Source organism: Tardiphaga sp. (genome assembly GCF_028290785.1).
Classification (GTDB): Bacteria; Pseudomonadota; Alphaproteobacteria; order Rhizobiales; family Xanthobacteraceae; genus Tardiphaga.
In genome coordinates, this window is the sequence record NZ_JAQGJD010000318.1 from 44,056 (window position 1) to 59,637 (window position 15,582).

At 62.8% G+C, this 15,582-nt stretch carries 19 protein-coding genes; 8 read left to right on the top strand and 11 right to left on the bottom strand.

What is annotated here, in order from left to right; all coding sequences use genetic code 11:
• The first annotated feature begins 44 nt into the window (after positions 1 to 44).
• The gene (locus tag JWR89_RS19670; RefSeq protein ID WP_299719175.1) at positions 45 to 365 is read left to right on the top strand and encodes a DUF3551 domain-containing protein; all 321 of its coding nucleotides are present in this window, start codon (positions 45 to 47) and stop codon (positions 363 to 365) included.
• A 182-nt stretch (positions 366 to 547) separates the two neighbouring features.
• Here JWR89_RS19670 and JWR89_RS19675 read toward each other — a convergent pair whose 3' ends face one another.
• The 11 genes from JWR89_RS19675 to JWR89_RS19725 form a co-directional block, all read right to left on the bottom strand.
• Entirely contained in the window at positions 548 to 1,333 is a 786-nt protein-coding gene (locus tag JWR89_RS19675) for an amino acid ABC transporter ATP-binding protein (protein WP_299719177.1), read from the bottom strand.
• Positions 1,330 to 2,106 carry a glucose 1-dehydrogenase gene (locus JWR89_RS19680; RefSeq protein ID WP_299719179.1) on the bottom strand — a complete coding sequence of 259 codons (777 nt, stop codon included), beginning with the start codon at positions 2,104 to 2,106 and terminating at the stop codon, positions 1,330 to 1,332. Before JWR89_RS19680 ends, JWR89_RS19675 begins: the two co-directional genes overlap by 4 nt.
• The gene (locus tag JWR89_RS19685) at positions 2,103 to 3,086 is read right to left on the bottom strand and encodes an NAD(P)-dependent oxidoreductase (protein ID WP_299719181.1); all 984 of its coding nucleotides are present in this window, start codon (positions 3,084 to 3,086) and stop codon (positions 2,103 to 2,105) included. Before JWR89_RS19685 ends, JWR89_RS19680 begins: the two co-directional genes overlap by 4 nt.
• A gap of 1 nt (position 3,087) precedes the next feature.
• Complete coding sequence (locus JWR89_RS19690) at positions 3,088 to 3,759, bottom strand: amino acid ABC transporter permease (RefSeq protein WP_299719183.1); 672 nt, start codon at positions 3,757 to 3,759, stop codon at positions 3,088 to 3,090.
• 9 nt (positions 3,760 to 3,768) lie between these two features.
• A complete protein-coding gene (locus tag JWR89_RS19695) occupies positions 3,769 to 4,440 on the bottom strand; it encodes an amino acid ABC transporter permease (RefSeq protein WP_299719185.1) in 672 nt (223 codons plus the stop codon).
• A gap of 82 nt (positions 4,441 to 4,522) precedes the next feature.
• Positions 4,523 to 5,389, bottom strand: a complete 867-nt coding sequence (locus JWR89_RS19700) for an ABC transporter substrate-binding protein (RefSeq protein WP_299719187.1) — start codon at positions 5,387 to 5,389, stop codon at positions 4,523 to 4,525.
• Positions 5,390 to 5,423: 34 nt separating this feature from the next.
• A complete protein-coding gene (locus JWR89_RS19705) occupies positions 5,424 to 6,335 on the bottom strand; it encodes an allantoinase PuuE (RefSeq protein ID WP_299719189.1) in 912 nt (303 codons plus the stop codon).
• A gap of 11 nt (positions 6,336 to 6,346) precedes the next feature.
• Complete coding sequence (locus JWR89_RS19710; protein WP_299719191.1) at positions 6,347 to 6,856, bottom strand: ureidoglycolate lyase; 510 nt, start codon at positions 6,854 to 6,856, stop codon at positions 6,347 to 6,349.
• 185 nt (positions 6,857 to 7,041) lie between these two features.
• The gene (locus JWR89_RS19715; protein ID WP_299719194.1) at positions 7,042 to 7,815 is read right to left on the bottom strand and encodes a GntR family transcriptional regulator; all 774 of its coding nucleotides are present in this window, start codon (positions 7,813 to 7,815) and stop codon (positions 7,042 to 7,044) included.
• A 133-nt stretch (positions 7,816 to 7,948) separates the two neighbouring features.
• The gene (locus JWR89_RS19720; protein ID WP_299719196.1) at positions 7,949 to 8,350 is read right to left on the bottom strand and encodes a hypothetical protein; all 402 of its coding nucleotides are present in this window, start codon (positions 8,348 to 8,350) and stop codon (positions 7,949 to 7,951) included.
• Between the two features lie 21 nt (positions 8,351 to 8,371).
• Positions 8,372 to 9,097, bottom strand: coding sequence for a GntR family transcriptional regulator (locus tag JWR89_RS19725; RefSeq protein WP_299719198.1), 726 nt, complete (start codon positions 9,095 to 9,097; stop codon positions 8,372 to 8,374).
• A 214-nt stretch (positions 9,098 to 9,311) separates the two neighbouring features.
• Here JWR89_RS19725 and JWR89_RS19730 point away from each other — a divergent pair, with 214 nt between their 5' ends.
• Genes JWR89_RS19730 through JWR89_RS19760 form a run of 7 tightly spaced genes read left to right on the top strand, consistent with a single transcriptional unit; the run spans position 9,312 to position 15,565 of the window.
• Positions 9,312 to 10,553 carry a YqiA/YcfP family alpha/beta fold hydrolase gene (locus JWR89_RS19730; RefSeq protein ID WP_299719200.1) on the top strand — a complete coding sequence of 414 codons (1,242 nt, stop codon included), beginning with the start codon at positions 9,312 to 9,314 and terminating at the stop codon, positions 10,551 to 10,553.
• Positions 10,553 to 11,209: a cysteine hydrolase gene (locus JWR89_RS19735; RefSeq protein ID WP_299719202.1), complete on the top strand. Its 657-nt coding sequence runs from the start codon at positions 10,553 to 10,555 to the stop codon at positions 11,207 to 11,209. The genes JWR89_RS19730 and JWR89_RS19735 overlap by 1 nt, the downstream gene beginning before the upstream one ends.
• 34 nt (positions 11,210 to 11,243) lie before the next feature.
• Positions 11,244 to 12,140 (top strand): polysaccharide deacetylase family protein, encoded by an 897-nt coding sequence (locus JWR89_RS19740; protein ID WP_299719204.1) that lies wholly within the window; start codon positions 11,244 to 11,246, stop codon positions 12,138 to 12,140.
• Between the two features lie 5 nt (positions 12,141 to 12,145).
• Positions 12,146 to 12,844 (top strand): fumarylacetoacetate hydrolase family protein, encoded by a 699-nt coding sequence (locus tag JWR89_RS19745; RefSeq protein WP_299719293.1) that lies wholly within the window; start codon positions 12,146 to 12,148, stop codon positions 12,842 to 12,844.
• Between the two features lies 1 nt (position 12,845).
• Positions 12,846 to 13,736, top strand: a complete 891-nt coding sequence (locus tag JWR89_RS19750; RefSeq protein ID WP_299719206.1) for a polysaccharide deacetylase family protein — start codon at positions 12,846 to 12,848, stop codon at positions 13,734 to 13,736.
• Between the two features lie 12 nt (positions 13,737 to 13,748).
• A complete protein-coding gene (locus tag JWR89_RS19755) occupies positions 13,749 to 14,600 on the top strand; it encodes a branched-chain amino acid ABC transporter permease (RefSeq protein ID WP_299719209.1) in 852 nt (283 codons plus the stop codon).
• Positions 14,597 to 15,565 (top strand): branched-chain amino acid ABC transporter permease, encoded by a 969-nt coding sequence (locus tag JWR89_RS19760; RefSeq protein ID WP_299719211.1) that lies wholly within the window; start codon positions 14,597 to 14,599, stop codon positions 15,563 to 15,565. The genes JWR89_RS19755 and JWR89_RS19760 overlap by 4 nt, the downstream gene beginning before the upstream one ends.
• Positions 15,566 to 15,582: the final 17 nt, after the last annotated feature.

Genomic DNA, 15,582 nt, shown 5'->3' on the forward strand with positions numbered 1-15,582 from the left:
GCCGCGCGCGTGATCGCCGGATTTTGTTGACAGAGGTCCGACGTATGCGAACGACAGGTCTCAAAGGCGCTTGCCTCGTCTTCGCCAGCCTTGCTTTGTCAGGCGTGACGCCGGTTCATGCCGTTGACTATCCATGGTGTGCGTTGGGCAGCAGCATCGGCCGGCAGTGCAGCTACACCACTCCGCAACAATGCCAGGCCGCCATCAGCGGCGTCGGCGGCTCCTGCATGCAGAACCCAGCCATGACGCAGCAGGCGAGCCAGAGGCCGTCGCCGTCCGATCGCTCCGAACGCAGCAAATCCCGTCCGCCTCCAGGCGTGAAAATCCATCGCGCGCCGGGGAAGCATGGATGGTATTATGAATAGATGGGCGACTGTCGAGCGTGCATGCATGCCGGATCACGCCGGGCGGGCGATAGCGCCTCTCCAGGCTGCGCCCGCTAAGATTGCAGAGAAGAAGCAAATTCGAAGGGGCTCGCGGCTCGAGCGTCAAAGGGCTACCGCGAGGCCCGCCGACCGCTGCTGGCGGCACGAAGCGGACGCGTTGGTCAGCGATGCATGATCTGTTTGAGGAATGCGCGAGTTCGATCCTGTTTTGGATTTGAGAAAAACTCGGCTGGCGCGCCTTCCTCGACGATCCGGCCGGCATCCATGAACACCACGCGGTCAGCAACGGTGCGGGCAAAACCCATCTCATGGGTGACACAAACCATGGTCATGCCCTCGCGGGCAAGGCCGACCATGACGTCGAGCACCTCCTGGATCATCTCCGGATCCAGCGCCGAGGTAGGTTCATCGAACAACATGATCTGCGGCTTCATGCACAGCGCCCGCGCGATGGCGACGCGCTGCTGCTGACCGCCGGACAATTGGTTCGGATATTTGTCGGCTTGTTCGGAGATCCTGACACGCTCGAGAAAATAGCGCGCGGTTTCGTCGGCCTCCTGCTTGGTCGCGCCCCGAATTTTTCGCGGCGCGATGGTGAGGTTCTGCAGCACGGTCAGATGCGGGAAGAGATTGAACTGCTGAAAAACCATGCCGACATCGCGGCGGACCACGTCGACATTGCGCGTCGAATGGTCGAGTTCGACGCCATTGACGATGATACGGCCGTCGCGGTGCTCTTCCAGCCGATTGATGCAGCGGATCATGGTCGATTTGCCGGAGCCGGACGGTCCGCAGATCACTACGCGTTCGCCGCGCGCCACCGTGAAGTCGATATCCTTGAGCACCTGGACGTCGCCGAACCATTTGGTGACGCCGGACATCCGGATGATCGGCTGTGAGGTCTCTGCTGACGTTTGCACCATGGTGCTCTCCGAAACATTGCTCATGACGCCATCCAGCCGCCATCGACTAGGATGTTCTCGCCGGTCACGAAAGTAGCCTCGTCGGAAGCCAGAAACAGCGCCGCATTGGCGACATCGTCAGGCCGGCCCAGCCGCGGCATGGGCGTGCGGCTGGTGGAGTAGTCCATCCAACGCTGCTCTGCCGCGCGGCCCGGCTTTCCGGTAACGATCTTGCCGGGCGCGACGGCGTTGCAAATGATGTGATCCTTGGCATAGTCCGCGGCGATCTGCCGCGTCATGTAGACGACGCCGGATTTCGAGGTACCATAGGCGATGTCTTCCGGGCAGGCGATCATGCCGTGTTGCGAGGAGATGTTGACGATGCGGCCGCGGGCCTCGTTGCGGATTTCCTGTGTCAGCATTTGTCTGACGGCGGCGCGCGACATCAGGAACACGCCGGTGAGATTGACCGCCAGTGCCCTGTCCCATTCGGCGAGGCTGGTGTCGGTCAGGCGCTTGCCGGTGCCGATGGCCGCATCGTTGACCAGCACGTCGAGGCGGCCGAAGCGAGCCACGGTCGCTTGGACGGCGCGGACGGTGTCGTCCTCCGAGGCGACATCGATCTGGATGAAGTCAACCTCATGGCCGTCCGCCCGCAGCAGCTCGAGTGTCGGAATGCCGCCCTCGCGCACGTCCGTGGTGAGATCCGCGAGCATGAGCCTCGCGCCCTCGGCGGCGAAGCGGCGGGCGATGGCGCGGCCGATGCCCGACGAGGCGCCGGTGATCAGGACGGATTTTGCAGCGAGGCGTTCGGTCATACGGGTTCCCCCGTCAGCGACAACCAGCCGAGATAGTCGCGTGCGGCAGCGTCCAGATCAAATTGCGGGCAACAGCCGGTGTCGCCCGCCAGTCGCGCGATGCTCAGCGGGGCGCGGTCCTTCGGCAGGCGATAGATGATATTGCCGTCATCTTGCGACGCCGCAAGCTTCCAAATAAAATCCGGAAAGTGTTGCGCCACGATCACGCACCATTCAACGAGATTGCTGATGATGCCGCCGCTGACATGATAGATGCGGTGGTTCAGCGTGTCGGCTTGGCTGACTGCCGCGATACCGCGTGCCGCGTCGCGCGAATAGATCCAGTCGCCAGCCATGGTCCGCGGCAGCGCCACCTCGCGGCCCGCGCGCGCCAGCGCGATGATCTGATGATGCGGGCTCAACGCGTCGCGGACAGCGGTCTGCAATTCCCAGGGGCCAAAGGCCGGCCCGAGCCGGACGACGCGCACATCCAGCTTGTGCAGCTGGGCGATCCGCAGCGCGGCCTGTTCCGATGCAAGTTTGGTGATGCCGTAGAGCGCGGCAGGCGCCGGCGGCGATAGCTCTTCTTCGAACAGGCCTGACGCGGCCGGTTGCGAGAAGCCGTAGACGGCGACGGAGCTCAGCACGGTGACGCGCTTGATGGCGGGCCGCAACGCCACGCATTCGAGCAGGTTGACCGTGCCACCGATATTGACGTCCACGATCTGGCGCGCGGCGTCACGCTCGCGCTGCTCATTCGGCGTCATCGCGGCGGTGTGGATCACGCGGTCGATGCCAGCCTCGTTCAACGCGCCATCGACATCGTCGGCGCTTGTGACATCGCCCGTGATCAGCGTCGCGCCGGCGAGTTCGGGACGCGCCAGCATACCGTACGCGGGGGCCGAAAGATCGAACAGGAAGACGGTCTCGCCGTCTGCGATCAGGCGCTCGGCGAGTGCGAGGCCGATGAAACCGCTGCCGCCGGTGATCAGGGTGGCCATGTCAGCGGGCTTTCAATGCTTGCTGCTCCAGCCGCGCCACCCAGCGCGCGAACGGATACAGGATGACGAAGAAGATCACGGCGGCCGCCATCAGCGGCGTCGAGTTATAGGTCTGCTCCTGGGCAACGCGGGCCGAGCGCAGCAGCTCGGGCAGTGCGACCAGGGCGGCGATCGGCGTCGCCTTGACGAGTTCGAGTGAATTGCTGGCGAGCGGCGCCAGTACGTTCCGAATCGCCTGCGGCAGCACGATGAAAAACACCACATGCAGTGGCTTGAACCCGAGCGCCCGCGCAGCTTCGGTCTGGCCAGGCGGTACCGACAGGATGCCTGCGCGGAAGATCTCGCCGTAATAGCCGGAATTGTTGAGCACGATGGCCAGCACCGCCGCGGTGAAGCCGCCCAGCGTCAGGCCCAGAAACGGCATGCCGTAGAAAATCAAAATCAGCAACACCACCACGGGGAACGACCTGAACAGGTCGATATAGACCAGCAGCGCGATGTTCACCCAGCGGTTCTTGAAACTGTACAGCACGGCGATGGCGAGCCCAGCGAGAATGCCGAGCGGCAGCGCCACCGCCGACAGCCACACCGTATAGATCAGCCCCTGCAGCAGCAGCGGATAGACCCGCAGCAGCGACTCCCAGTTGGCGAAATTGTCGATGAAGTCCTGCATGCGACCCGCTCACCGCCCCGTGCTGTAGCGATATTCGATCCACCGGCTGGCGATCACCAGCGGCAGGAAGAAGGTGAGGTAGAACGCCGCGGCCAACGTCAGCGGCGAGGGATTGGCGACCAGCGCCATCACGCTCTGCGCCTGTCCGAGCGTCTCCGGCAACGACACGGCGGTGCCGAGCGCCGTGCCCTTGCTGATCGAGATGGCGCGGTTGGTCAGGAGCGGGATCGCGAGGCGAATGGCCTGCGGCAGGATGATAGTGACCAGCGTCCGCAGCCGACTGAAGCCGAGCGCACTGGCGGCGTCCCATTGCCCGCGCGGCAGCGCCATGATCGCGGACCAGAAGATCTCGGTGGCGAAGGCCGACAGCACCATGCCGAGCGCCAGCACTGTGGTCGCGAACGGCGACAGCGCCGGGCCCAGATAAGGCAGGCCGAAATAGATGAAGACGATCACGACAAGCTGCGGCAGCGTGCGCAGCACATCGACATAAGCGGTGATGATGAAATTGACCGGGCGCAGGTTGGCGCAGCGCAGCAGTGCCAGCGACAGGCCGAACACCGTACCGCACAGAATGATCAGCAGCGAGACGAGGACCGTCGTGCGGAAGCCCGCAAGCACCTGGGGGAAGGCGGCCGCGATGACCTCTGCATTGAAGTAATATTCGACGATCCGGTCCATCGGGTCTCCGCCAACCGCAACCGCAACCGGACCAGCTTGCTGCCGGTCCGGCTCGGGCAGCTATCTTGTCAGAGCAAGTGCCTCACTTGCACGCTGGAACGTGCGAGGTGGGCTCGAATCCCTTGAAGCCGGGAGGGCCGTAACCGAAATATACGGTGTCGATCGCCGAGCCGGCATCGGGCGCAGCGCCATACCACTTCTCGTGCAGTTTACGCAGGCGGCCGTCCATCTTCATGCACTCGATGACCGCCTCGACCTTGTTGCGATACTCAGCATCTTCGAGACGGAATGCATAGGCGAAGTTGCGGCCGTTGAAGTCCTTGAAGCCGACCTTGATCGCCTTGTTCTGGCTGGCGGCATAGACCGTAGTTGGGATCTCATTGAGCGCGGTAAATGCGCGGCGCGTCAGCACCGCCTGTACCGTATCGGGGAACACGTCATAGCGCTGTACTTCGAAGCCGTATTTCTCGGCATTGGCGGTGGCCCACGTATCCGAGATGGTGCCACGATTGACGGCGACGGCCTTTCCCTTGAGATCCTCGAAGCTCTTCATCTCGTCGACGGCGCGGACGATGAAGCCGTTGCCGGTGGAGAACAGTGGCTCGGTGTAGAGCATGCGCTCGGAACGTTCAGCGGTGAGATTGAGCGGGTTGACGAGAAATTCGGCGCGCTTGGCGAACAGTGCCGCGAACAGGCCGGAGAAATTGATATCGACGATCTCGACCTTCGGGCGGCCGAGATCCTTGCCGATCTCGTTGATCAGATCTGCACCGAAGCCCTCGGGACCGTTAGGACCGCGTACCATCCACGGCGCAACGCCGAAGTCTGACGCGACCACCAGCGGCTTGTCGGATGGATGATCGGCTTCCTGGGCGCTGGCGCTGCCGTTGGCGAAGGCGGCAGTCGATAGCATTAACGCCAACAGCCAATGCGTGGGTTTCAGTCTCATGATGACGTCCTTTCGGGTACGGATGTGGCGGAGATCAGGGCGTGGGCGGATGGGTGGCCTGCCAGTGACGGGCGATGTCGCCACGCTGGCAGACCCAGGCGTCGCTGTGCCTGGCAACGTGATCGAGGAAGCGCTGCAGGCCGGCTGCGCGTCCGGGATGACCGATGAGACGCGTGTGCAATCCAACCGACATCATCTTCGGCGCGGTGGCGCCTTCCGCATAGAGCATGTCGAAGGCGTCACGCAGATAGACGAAAAAATCATCCGCCGTTGCCATCGCGCCGCGACTGAACTTGGCATCGTTGTTGGCGAGACCGTAGGGCACCACGAGATGCGGCTTGCCGAGCACACGGGTCCAGTATGGCAGCTCATCGTTATAAGCGTCGGAGTCGTAGAGGAAGCCGCCTTCCTCGACCACGAGGCGGCGGGTATTGACGCTCGGCCCATAGCGGCAATACCAGCCGAGCGGACGCTCACCGGTGGTGCGTTTGAGGCTCTCGACGGTCTTGCGGATGCGCTCGCGCTCGTCGGGCTCAGACAGCAGTGGATGTCGCTCCCAGCGCCAGCCATGCGCGCAGACGTCATAGCTGTATTCGCGAATGGCTGCGCAGGCCTCGTCATTGCGCTCCAGCGCCAGCGCGCAGCCCATCACCGTCGCGGTCATGTCGCGCTCGGACAGAAGGCGGAGCACTCGCCAGAAGCCGATGCGGCTGCCATATTCGAACATCGACTCGGCGGCGAGGTCGCGGCCTTCGAAGCCACCGCCGCCGCCCTCGGTCAGCGCGGCTTCGGTGACGCCGTCGCCATCTGCGAAGGACGGCTCGGAGCCTTCCTCGTAATTGATGCAGAAATTGAGCGCGATCCTGGCGGCATTCGGCCATTGCGGATGCGGCGGGGTGCGGCCGTAGCCGACGAAATCGCGCCTGAGATGATCGTCATGCGGCATGGTTGCGATCCCTAGGTGCTCTGCGGCATCACGGCGCGGACTTCGCCGGCGATCTCGACGAAGACGTCGTCGTCCTGCCGGCCGGTCATGCCCATGGCGACGGCAAATTCCATGTCCGCGCCCAGAACCGTCATCGGATGATGCCAGACATTGCGTGCGAAGGTGATGCTCTGATGCGGCCCGGCGACGAAGCAGCGCAGGGTTGCGACGTCAGGCAGGCCGTCGGGGCCTGTATCGCACGCGATCGCCAGGTACTGGCTGCTGCCCAGCGGTATGAAGGTCTGGGCCGAATATGGATGCCGCTCCAGCGTGGTAATCTGAAGCGGCAGCGTCCCGAGCCGGGCGGCGCTGCTGATCCAGTGCGAGAAGGTGATGGCGCTCTCAGCGCAGTCGGTCGCGGTCGGCAGATAGCGCCGGCGAACGTCGATGGGCCGCTCGGCGACGTCGCCAAACGGCATGAAGGCAGCAGGAGACAGCGGTTCGGCCGCAATGGCGAGGGGAGTCGTTTCGTTCGGTGTCATTCGGCGGCACTTCTGGTTAGTCGGGCTGCTTGATATTCCAATGGTATACCAGTGAACTGCGCCGGCCGATTGCAGTCAAGCAGTGAAGGTCAGGAACCTGCGTCAAATTTGGACGGTGTCCGACAGAATTTCAGGCAACAGCAGAATTTTCAGACATGCAGCCGCAAAGGCGCGCATAACCGCTTCTAGCCGTGAGGCTCAGGCAGGAAGATCCCAAATCGTTCGAGTAATCCCTGCCGCACGTTAGTGAGATGCAGAATCATCGCCTGTCGAGCCGCGGCGGCATCACGATCGATGATGGCATCGATAATCGCAACATGCTCGCGAGTGGCGGGCAGCAGCCGACCAGGGTGGCGCTCCACATTGCACATCCGGATCTTCTGCCGGATTTCTCCAATCAGCCTTTCGAGTGAACGATTGCCGCAATGCCCCGCGATCTGATCATGAATTTCGTCGTCGAGAGTCCAGTGAACCGTCTTGGAGACCGTCGATGCGGCAATGATCTTCTCCAGCCTTGCCCTGATCGGTGTCAGGATATCCAGCGCTATCCGCGTTGCCGCAATGAACGTCGCTTCGCTTTCCAGCACCATGCGCAAATGAACCAATTCGAGTAGTTCCGCCATCTCGATGGTGCGGACCACCACGGTGCCATTGGACAATTGCTCGAGTTTGCCTTCGCCCAGCAGCCGGCTGATGCCGGCCCGTAACGGCGTCCGCGAGACCTTCAGCCGCAGCGCAAGCCGGCGCTCTTCGATCACCTCGCCGGGGTGCAGTTGCCGGGACTCGATCAACTCTTGCAACTTCAAATAGGTTACGTCCGTTACGTTGCTATTGCTCCGTGCCGGGCGTTTGTTGACTGATTTCGTTGCTTTATTGACAGAGGCCACGGACGTTGCTTTCAATGATTGGACAGATATGCCGCATCGACAACCGTGCATGACGTTTTCGCTGCCGGCCAAGCCTAAGCTCTCGATGAGCCATCCATTCTCAATTGGTGCCCACTTTTATGCAAGGCTTTGAGATTTGCCGCTTACCGCTCTTGGCGCGAAGCGGCCGATCGGGAGCATGTCTGGTCGGAAGAGGGTTACGTGCTCATTCGAAGCGATATGCGAGAATCTTTGATAACTCGCGCTTCGCGGTCTCGATCCAGGCATCGCCGTAGTTCGATGAGTTCTTCTCTCCGGCATGACCCTGGATGATGTTCTGGACGTCGGTGTTCATGTCGACCGCGCGGGCAAGAGTGGAAAAGCGGTGGCACCATCCGTGGTGGGGGGCGACGTTTGGGTCGTTGACGCCGAGTTTGCGGATCCAGGACGCGAGCCGTTCTGCCGCCTTTTGGTATTGCGGGTTAGCGCTCTTGCCGCCCCGCGACCGGTTGGGATCGTAGAACCGCGGCATTTCTCCGCGCGATTTCGCGTAATCCAGAAGTCCCTCTTGAACGTGTAGGGATTCGGGACCGGCGCCGCCGAAGTCGCGATCAAGAACGTGCCGCATTACGAGCCTGCATTGTCGGGGTTAAACCGGCGGCTCGCTGCGATCAGTCAATGATCTAATCAGCGAGGCTTTCACGCCGGACACATGTTCGCGCATCAACATTTCGGCGCGATGCGGCTCGCGCGCCATCACTGCTTCGAAGATGCGATGATGGTCGTCGTGGCGGCGGCGCACGTCTCGATGCTCGAAGGCCACGATATTGCGACTCGACGACATCGGCACGTGGTGACAGATCCGGATCATCTCGGCGAGCATGCGGTTGCGCGCGGCCGACAGCAGCGTCTCGTGGAAGTCGCCATTGATGCTACGGTAGGCGGCGAGGTCGCCGGGTCCGAACGAGCCGCGCTCCAGCAATTTGTCGCCAGCTACCAGGCTCTGCTCGATGATGGCCCGTTCCTCCGGGCCGAGGCCGCGCTCTGCGGCGAATCGCGCGGCCACGCCTTCCAGCGAAGCACGGATTTCATAGGCATCGACGATGGCGTCGAGCGGGAACTCGCGCACCGTGAAGCCGCGGTTCGGCGCGTAGTCGAGCAGGCCTTCGCCGGCCAGCGCCTGCAGTGCCGCGCGCACCGGGGTGCGCGACACTGTCAGCGTCCGGCTGAATTTGACCTCGTTGATACGTTCGCCGGCGCTGACCGAGCCGTCGAGGATGGCCTCGCGAATCTGGTCCATGACCGACAGCGAGCGATTGCCGGCGCGTGCGACCGCGACGGAATCGATACCGGTGGGAGGATCCTGATCGTCCATCGCGGCGCCTTCTAAGTGAATACACTTATTAAATGTGCGGTCATGCGCCGCAGTTCGCAACAGAAAAATGATGGATTTTACTGCATTATTTGGCGCGCGCTAAACAGGCAAGATGCAAAAATGATAAGCATCGGAAAAAGTGTATGTAATTATCGTTGACTTGTTGCTTGGTTCGACGAACGATGGGGCATCAGTGATCATCAGGGCGTGACCCATGGCGGCAGCAAACCCCATCAGCGAAAACGCCATCGAGGAGATCACGGCCAACCGAGGGCCGCATTACGAGCCTTTCGGCTGGCATCACTGGCCCGAGCATCCTTGGCTCGCCTATCAGTTTCGGCGCGGCCTCGGCGAAAGCCAGGAAGGCGGCGGCAGTGTCAGCGAGATCATGCTCGCAGGGTCGCGCATGATCCCTGGCGATCTGGAAAGCTGGCACAAGGAATGGATGGTGGTCGCCGACCGCAACTGGCGGCGCGGCCTGGCTGAGGAAAAGCTAGGCCATATCCGCACGGCCATGAACTGCTTTTTGCGCGCGGCGGATTATTACCGCCAGGCCGAATTCCATCTCGATCCGACTGATCCGCGCCGGCTGCCCACCTTCGAGAAGATGGAGGCCTGTTCGCACAAATTTATCGCCTACCTCAATCCGCCCGGCGAAGTGGTCGAGATTCCCTATGAGGACGGCAAGCCGATCTGCGGCTATTTCATCCGCGCTCCGTTTGCGGCCGCCAGGCTGCCGGTGCTGATCTGCATGGGCGGCCTGGATTCCATCAAGGACGAGATGTGGTTCATGCAGGCCCATGGCTGCCTGCAACGCGGCATCTCGGTGCTCATGATCGACGGCCCGGGCCAGGGCGGTACCTTGCGCCGCCACGGCCTTGCCACCCGCGTCGACTATGAAGTGCCGGTCGGAAAGTGCATCGACTGGCTGGAAAAGCGAGCCGATGTCGATGCCGCGCGCATCGCGGTGTGCGGGTCCAGCATGGGTGGCTATTACGCTGCGCGGGCCGGCTGCTACGAGCACCGCTTGGCGGCCGTGATCTCGCACGGCGCGGTCTGGTCGGTGCACGACATGTGGGGCCAGAAGGGCGACGACTTCGGCCTGGCGATGCACATTCGCTGGGTGTTCGGCGCCAGGACCATGAATGAAGCCCATGAGATCATGAAGCCGTTCACCCTGAAGGGTCATCTCGAACATATGAAATGCCCCTACCTGGTACTGCATGGCGGCCACGACGTGCTGACCGTTACCGCGGCGCGCTCGACCTACGACCACGCCGTTGCCAACGGCGTCGATGCCACGTTGCGGGTGCTGGAGCCCGACGAGACTGGCGCCGAACATTGCCAGCACGACAATCCGACCATCGGCCAGGAAGTGCTGGCCGACTGGCTCGCCGACAAGTTCAGCATCGATCAGCGCGCGCTGCTGAAAACCTCGTTCAACCCGCTGGTGTGATGGCCATGAATCTAGGCGTCGATACCATCAAGGCTGCCGTCGTCGCGATCGACCTGCATCGCGGCCATCTCGACATGGGGGTGGCTACGATGCCGACCACGCCGGACGTAGCGGTGCGGATCATTGCCGCGAACAAGCGGCTGTTCGACTGGTGCCGCAGCGCCAACATTCCGGTGATCCATCAGGTCACCTCCTACCGCGACGAGGCGGAAATCCGCGCCAACCCGTTCTGGCGCACCCGCGCCGAAGATCCTAACGCCACCCGCAAGAACGTCATGCGTCACAATATCATCGGCGGGCCCGGTTGCGCGGTGATGCCGGATCTGCTGGACCCCCGTGACTTTATCGTCAACACCAAGAAGCGCTACGACTGCTTCCTCGGCACCGATCTTGATTTCCTGTTGAAATCGCACGCCATCAACACACTGCTGATCACCGGCGTGAATACCAATTCCTGCGTGCTGGCGACCACCACTGCCGCCAATGTTCGCGATTACTCGGTGATCGTGGTGGAAGACTGCGTCGACAGCATGGACGGCTCGGCGCTGCATCAAGCGGGACTCGCCTGCATCCGTACCGCCTTCGGCTTCGTGATGGACACCGATGCGGTGATGAAGCTCGACGGGCTCGGTACACAGCAAAGCAGCGCCGCGTGACAAGTTATAACAGCAACCCGAAGGGCATCCAGCCATGACCGGACCCATGCTGCCGCGCGAGCGCAGCGCCTATTCCGCCATCGTCGATCGTCCGAAGCTCCAGCTACCGGGCGGCGCCAAAACCATCATCTGGACTATCGTCAATCTCGAGGTCTGGGATATAGCCAAGCCGATGGCGCGGCAGGTGATCCCGGCGCCGACCGGCGCAGTGTTGCTGCCCGATGTCGCGAACTGGGGCTGGCACGAATACGGCATGCGTGTCGGCGTGTGGCGCTTCTTCGATCTGTACAAGAAGCTTGGCATCGCGCCGACGCTATCGATCAACGCCCGCGTCTGCGAAGATTATCCGCGGGTCGCTCAGCAGGCGAAAGACGCCGGCTGGGAATTCATGGGCCACGCCTATGAGCAGGGACCGATCCACAAGGAGCCCGACCAGCGGGCGATGATCAAGCATTCGATGGACGTGATCGAGAATTTCACCGGCAAGCGCCCGGTCGGCTGGCTCGGGCCGGGCCTGACGCAGACCCTGGATACGCCGGAATATCTCGCCGAAGCCGGCGTGAAGTATATCGGCGACTGGGTCTATGACGACGAACCGACCGTGATCGACACCGCCAACGGACCACTGACCACGCTGCCCTATACCGTCGAGCTCAACGACATCCCGATGATGATGGTGCAGCACCACGAGTCCGATCACTTCATGAAGCGGGCCATGGACCAGTTCGACCGGCTGTATCAGGAAAGCGAAGACCGGCCGAAAATCGTGTCGCTGGCGATCCATCCCTATATTTCCGGCCAGCCGTTCCGCATCAAGTATCTCGAGCAACTCTACGACTACTTCAACAGGCACGAGGGCGTGGTGCACTGGAACGGCGAGCAGATCCTCGACTGGTACAACGGTCAGACGGGCAAGGGACCTACGTCGTGACCTATATGGGCCATCTCGTGCTGCCGGCCGTCGAGCCGACCGAACTGCCGGTGTCGGGCGGCGGCAGCTTTCCGGTACGCCGCGTCTATTGCGTCGGCCGCAACTATCTCGACCACATCCGCGAGATGGGCGAGGCCGACGAGCGCGATCCGCCGTTCTTCTTCCAGAAGCCGCGCGATGCGGTGGTGCCGGATGGCGCCCACGTGCCGTATCCGCCGTTCACCTCGGACTTCCAGTTCGAGGTCGAGCTAGTGCTGGCGATTGGCCTGCAGGGTTCGGACATTGCCGTGGAAGATGCCTTCGACCACATCTGGGGCTATGCGGTCGGCATCGACCTCACCCGTCGCGATCGCCAGCGCGACGCCCGTGATATGAAGCTGCCCTGGGAAGCCGGCAAGAGTTTTGATGCCTCGGCGCCGTGCGGCACCATTTCCCCGGCGCGAGACGCCCGCCATTTTAACGGCTGCGCCATTACCCTGTCGGTCAACGGGGTGGAGAAGCAACGTGGCGACATCGGCCAGATGATCTGGAGCGTGCCCGAGATTGTCGCCGAACTGTCCAAGCAGATGGAGCTGTTTCCCGGCGACCTGATCTACACCGGCACCCCAGCCGGTGTCGGCGCGGTCGGGCCGGGCGATCTGATCTCCGCCCACATCGACGGCCTGCCGTCGCTGACCATCACCATCACCCCGCGCGAGGCGTGAGATGAAGCCTACCGACCGCATCGCCTATTCGCCGATCTCCACCCGTCCGCCGCTCAAGCTGCCGGACGGCAAGCGGATGGCGGTCTGGGTGATCGTCAATGTCGAGGAGTGGGACATCAACCAGACGATGCCGCGCACCGTGCTGACGCCGCCCGCCGGCGGCTCGCCGATGCCCGACATCCCGAACTGGGCGTGGCACGAATACGGCAACCGCGTGGGCTTCTGGCGCATGCTGAAAGTGTTCGACGACTTCAAAATCCCGGCGGCGCTGGCGATCAACGGTTCGGCACTGGCTGCCTATCCCCCCATCGTCGAGGCGGCAAAGACGCGCAACTGGGAATTCATGGGGCACGGCTTCACCCAGCGCAACATGCAGAAGGTAGAGAACGAGCGCGAGGACATCCGCAAGACCGCCGATGTGATCGAGGCCGCCACCGGCAAGCGGCCGCGCGGCTGGCTCGGGCCAGGCCTCACCGAGAGCTGGGACACCCCGGACCTCTTGAAGCTGGAAGGCTACGACTACGTCGCCGACTGGGTGCTCGACGACCAGCCGGTGTGGCTGAAGACCACCAGCACGCCGATCGTCAACGTGCCCTATACTCAGGAATGCAACGATGTGGCGATGATGCTGATCCAGCATCACAAGGCGTCCGAGTATTACGACCGGGCCATCGACCAGTTCGATCAGATTTATGAGGATTCCGCCGACTCCGCCCGGATCATGGCCCTGGTCGTGCATCCCTACATCATGGGCGCGCCGCATCGCCTGAAACACTTTCGCCGCATCTTCGAGACCATCGCGCAGAAATCCGACGTGGCCTTCATGACCGGCGAGCAGATTCTCGACTGGTATCTCGCGGTCGGCCCCAAAGAACCTTCCGGGACGCCATAGGCAACTGCACCCATGAGCCTGTTCCAGCTACTCAACGGACTGACCTTCGCGGCGCTGCTGTTCGTGGTGGCGAGCGGCTTCACGCTGATCTTCGGGCTGTTGCGTATCGTCAACCTCGCCCACGGCGCGCTTTACCTGTTCGGCGGTTATATTGGCTTTACGGTGGCAACCAAGACCGGCAGTTTCGTGCTCGGCGGCATCGGCGCTATGGCGGCCATCGCGGCCATCGGCTTCGTGCTCGATCAGGGCCTGCTGCGCTTTGTGCGCGGCAACGAGCTGCGCCAGGTGTTGCTGACGCTCGGCGTCGCCTTCTTCCTGAACGACCTCGCGCTGGTGATCTGGGGCGGCGACAGCTTCACCGTGCCGATCCCGCAGCTATTGCGCGGTGGCACCAAGGTGTTCGGCACGTTCTATCCAGTCTACCGGCTGTTCGTGCTGGGCATGGGCATCTTTGTGTTCGCGGCGCTGTGGCTGCTGCTCAACCGCACCCGGCTCGGCGCACTGATCCGTGCCGGCGTGGATGATGCCGAAATGGTGGAAGCCTCCGGCGTCAATATCCAGCGTGTGTTTCTGTTCACCTTCCTGTTTGGCTCGGCGTTGGCCGGCCTGGGCGGTCTGATGGGCGGCGCGTTCCTGTCGCTGTATCCCTCCGCCGATGCCGAGATCCTTACCTTCAGCCTCGCGGTGGTGATCATTGGAGGCCGGGGCAGCCTGGTCGGCGTTGCCGTCGGCAGTCTGCTGGTTGGCCTGCTCAATACACTCGGCCAGGTGATGTTTCCCGAGCTCGCTTACTTTGTCATTTTCGGTCCGATGGCGGTGCTGCTCGCGTTCCGTCCGCTCGGCCTGTTCGGACGCGCCACATGACTATGGACCCGCACGCGCCAAGACCCTCGCTTCTTGCCGGCCTCACCGGCCGTGCCGCAGCGATTGCCGCGGTGGTCGTGATCGCTGCCTCCGGCCTGCCGTTGGTGCTGTCGAACTATCAGGTCGGCTTGGCCACCGAGGTGCTGATCTTCGGCATCCTGGCGATGTCGATCGATATCCTTGCCGGCTTTGCCGGCCGTACCTCGCTCGGCCACGGCGCCATCTTCGGCGTTGCCACTTATGTGGTGGTGTACTGCACGGCGCAGGCCGGGCTGCCGCCGGTGGCATCTTTCGCGCTCGGCGTACTCGCCGCCACGGCGGTGGCGGCGGTGTTTGCGCTGCTCGCGGTGCGCACCTCCGGGGTGTATTTCCTGCTGTTGACGCTGGCGCTAGGCATGATCGTGTGGGGCGTTTGTTTGCGCTGGACCCAGGTCACCGGTGGCGAGAACGGCATGCGCGGCGATGTCCGTCCCGTCCTGCTGCTCGGCCACCACGCCTTTTACTGGGCGGTGCTGGCCGGCGCCGCCATCGTGTCGTTCGCCATGTGGCGCTTCGTACGCTCGCCGTTCGGCCTGACCCTGCGCGGCATCCGCGACAGCGAGAGCCGGATGCGCAGCCTCGGCTACAATGTGCCGCTACATTTGTTCATCGGCTTCACCGTGTCCGGCTTCTTCGCCGGCGTCGCCGGCGCGCTGTATGCGATGTTCAACAACTTCGTCAGCCCGTCCACGGTGGCGCTGGCGCAGTCCGTAGAGGGCGTTCTGATGATGATCGCGGGTGGCGTCGGCACGCTGTTTGGCGCCTTCGTCGGCGCCGCGGCCATCATAGCGCTCGAGAACGTGGTCAGCGCCTATACCGAGCGCTGGCAGATGGTGCTCGGCGTTACCTTCGTTCTGATCATGATCTTCGCCCCCGAGGGCATCACAGGCAAGCTGCGCAACATGCTGTCGCGCAAGGTGCGTTAGTCGAATGCTTTACCGAA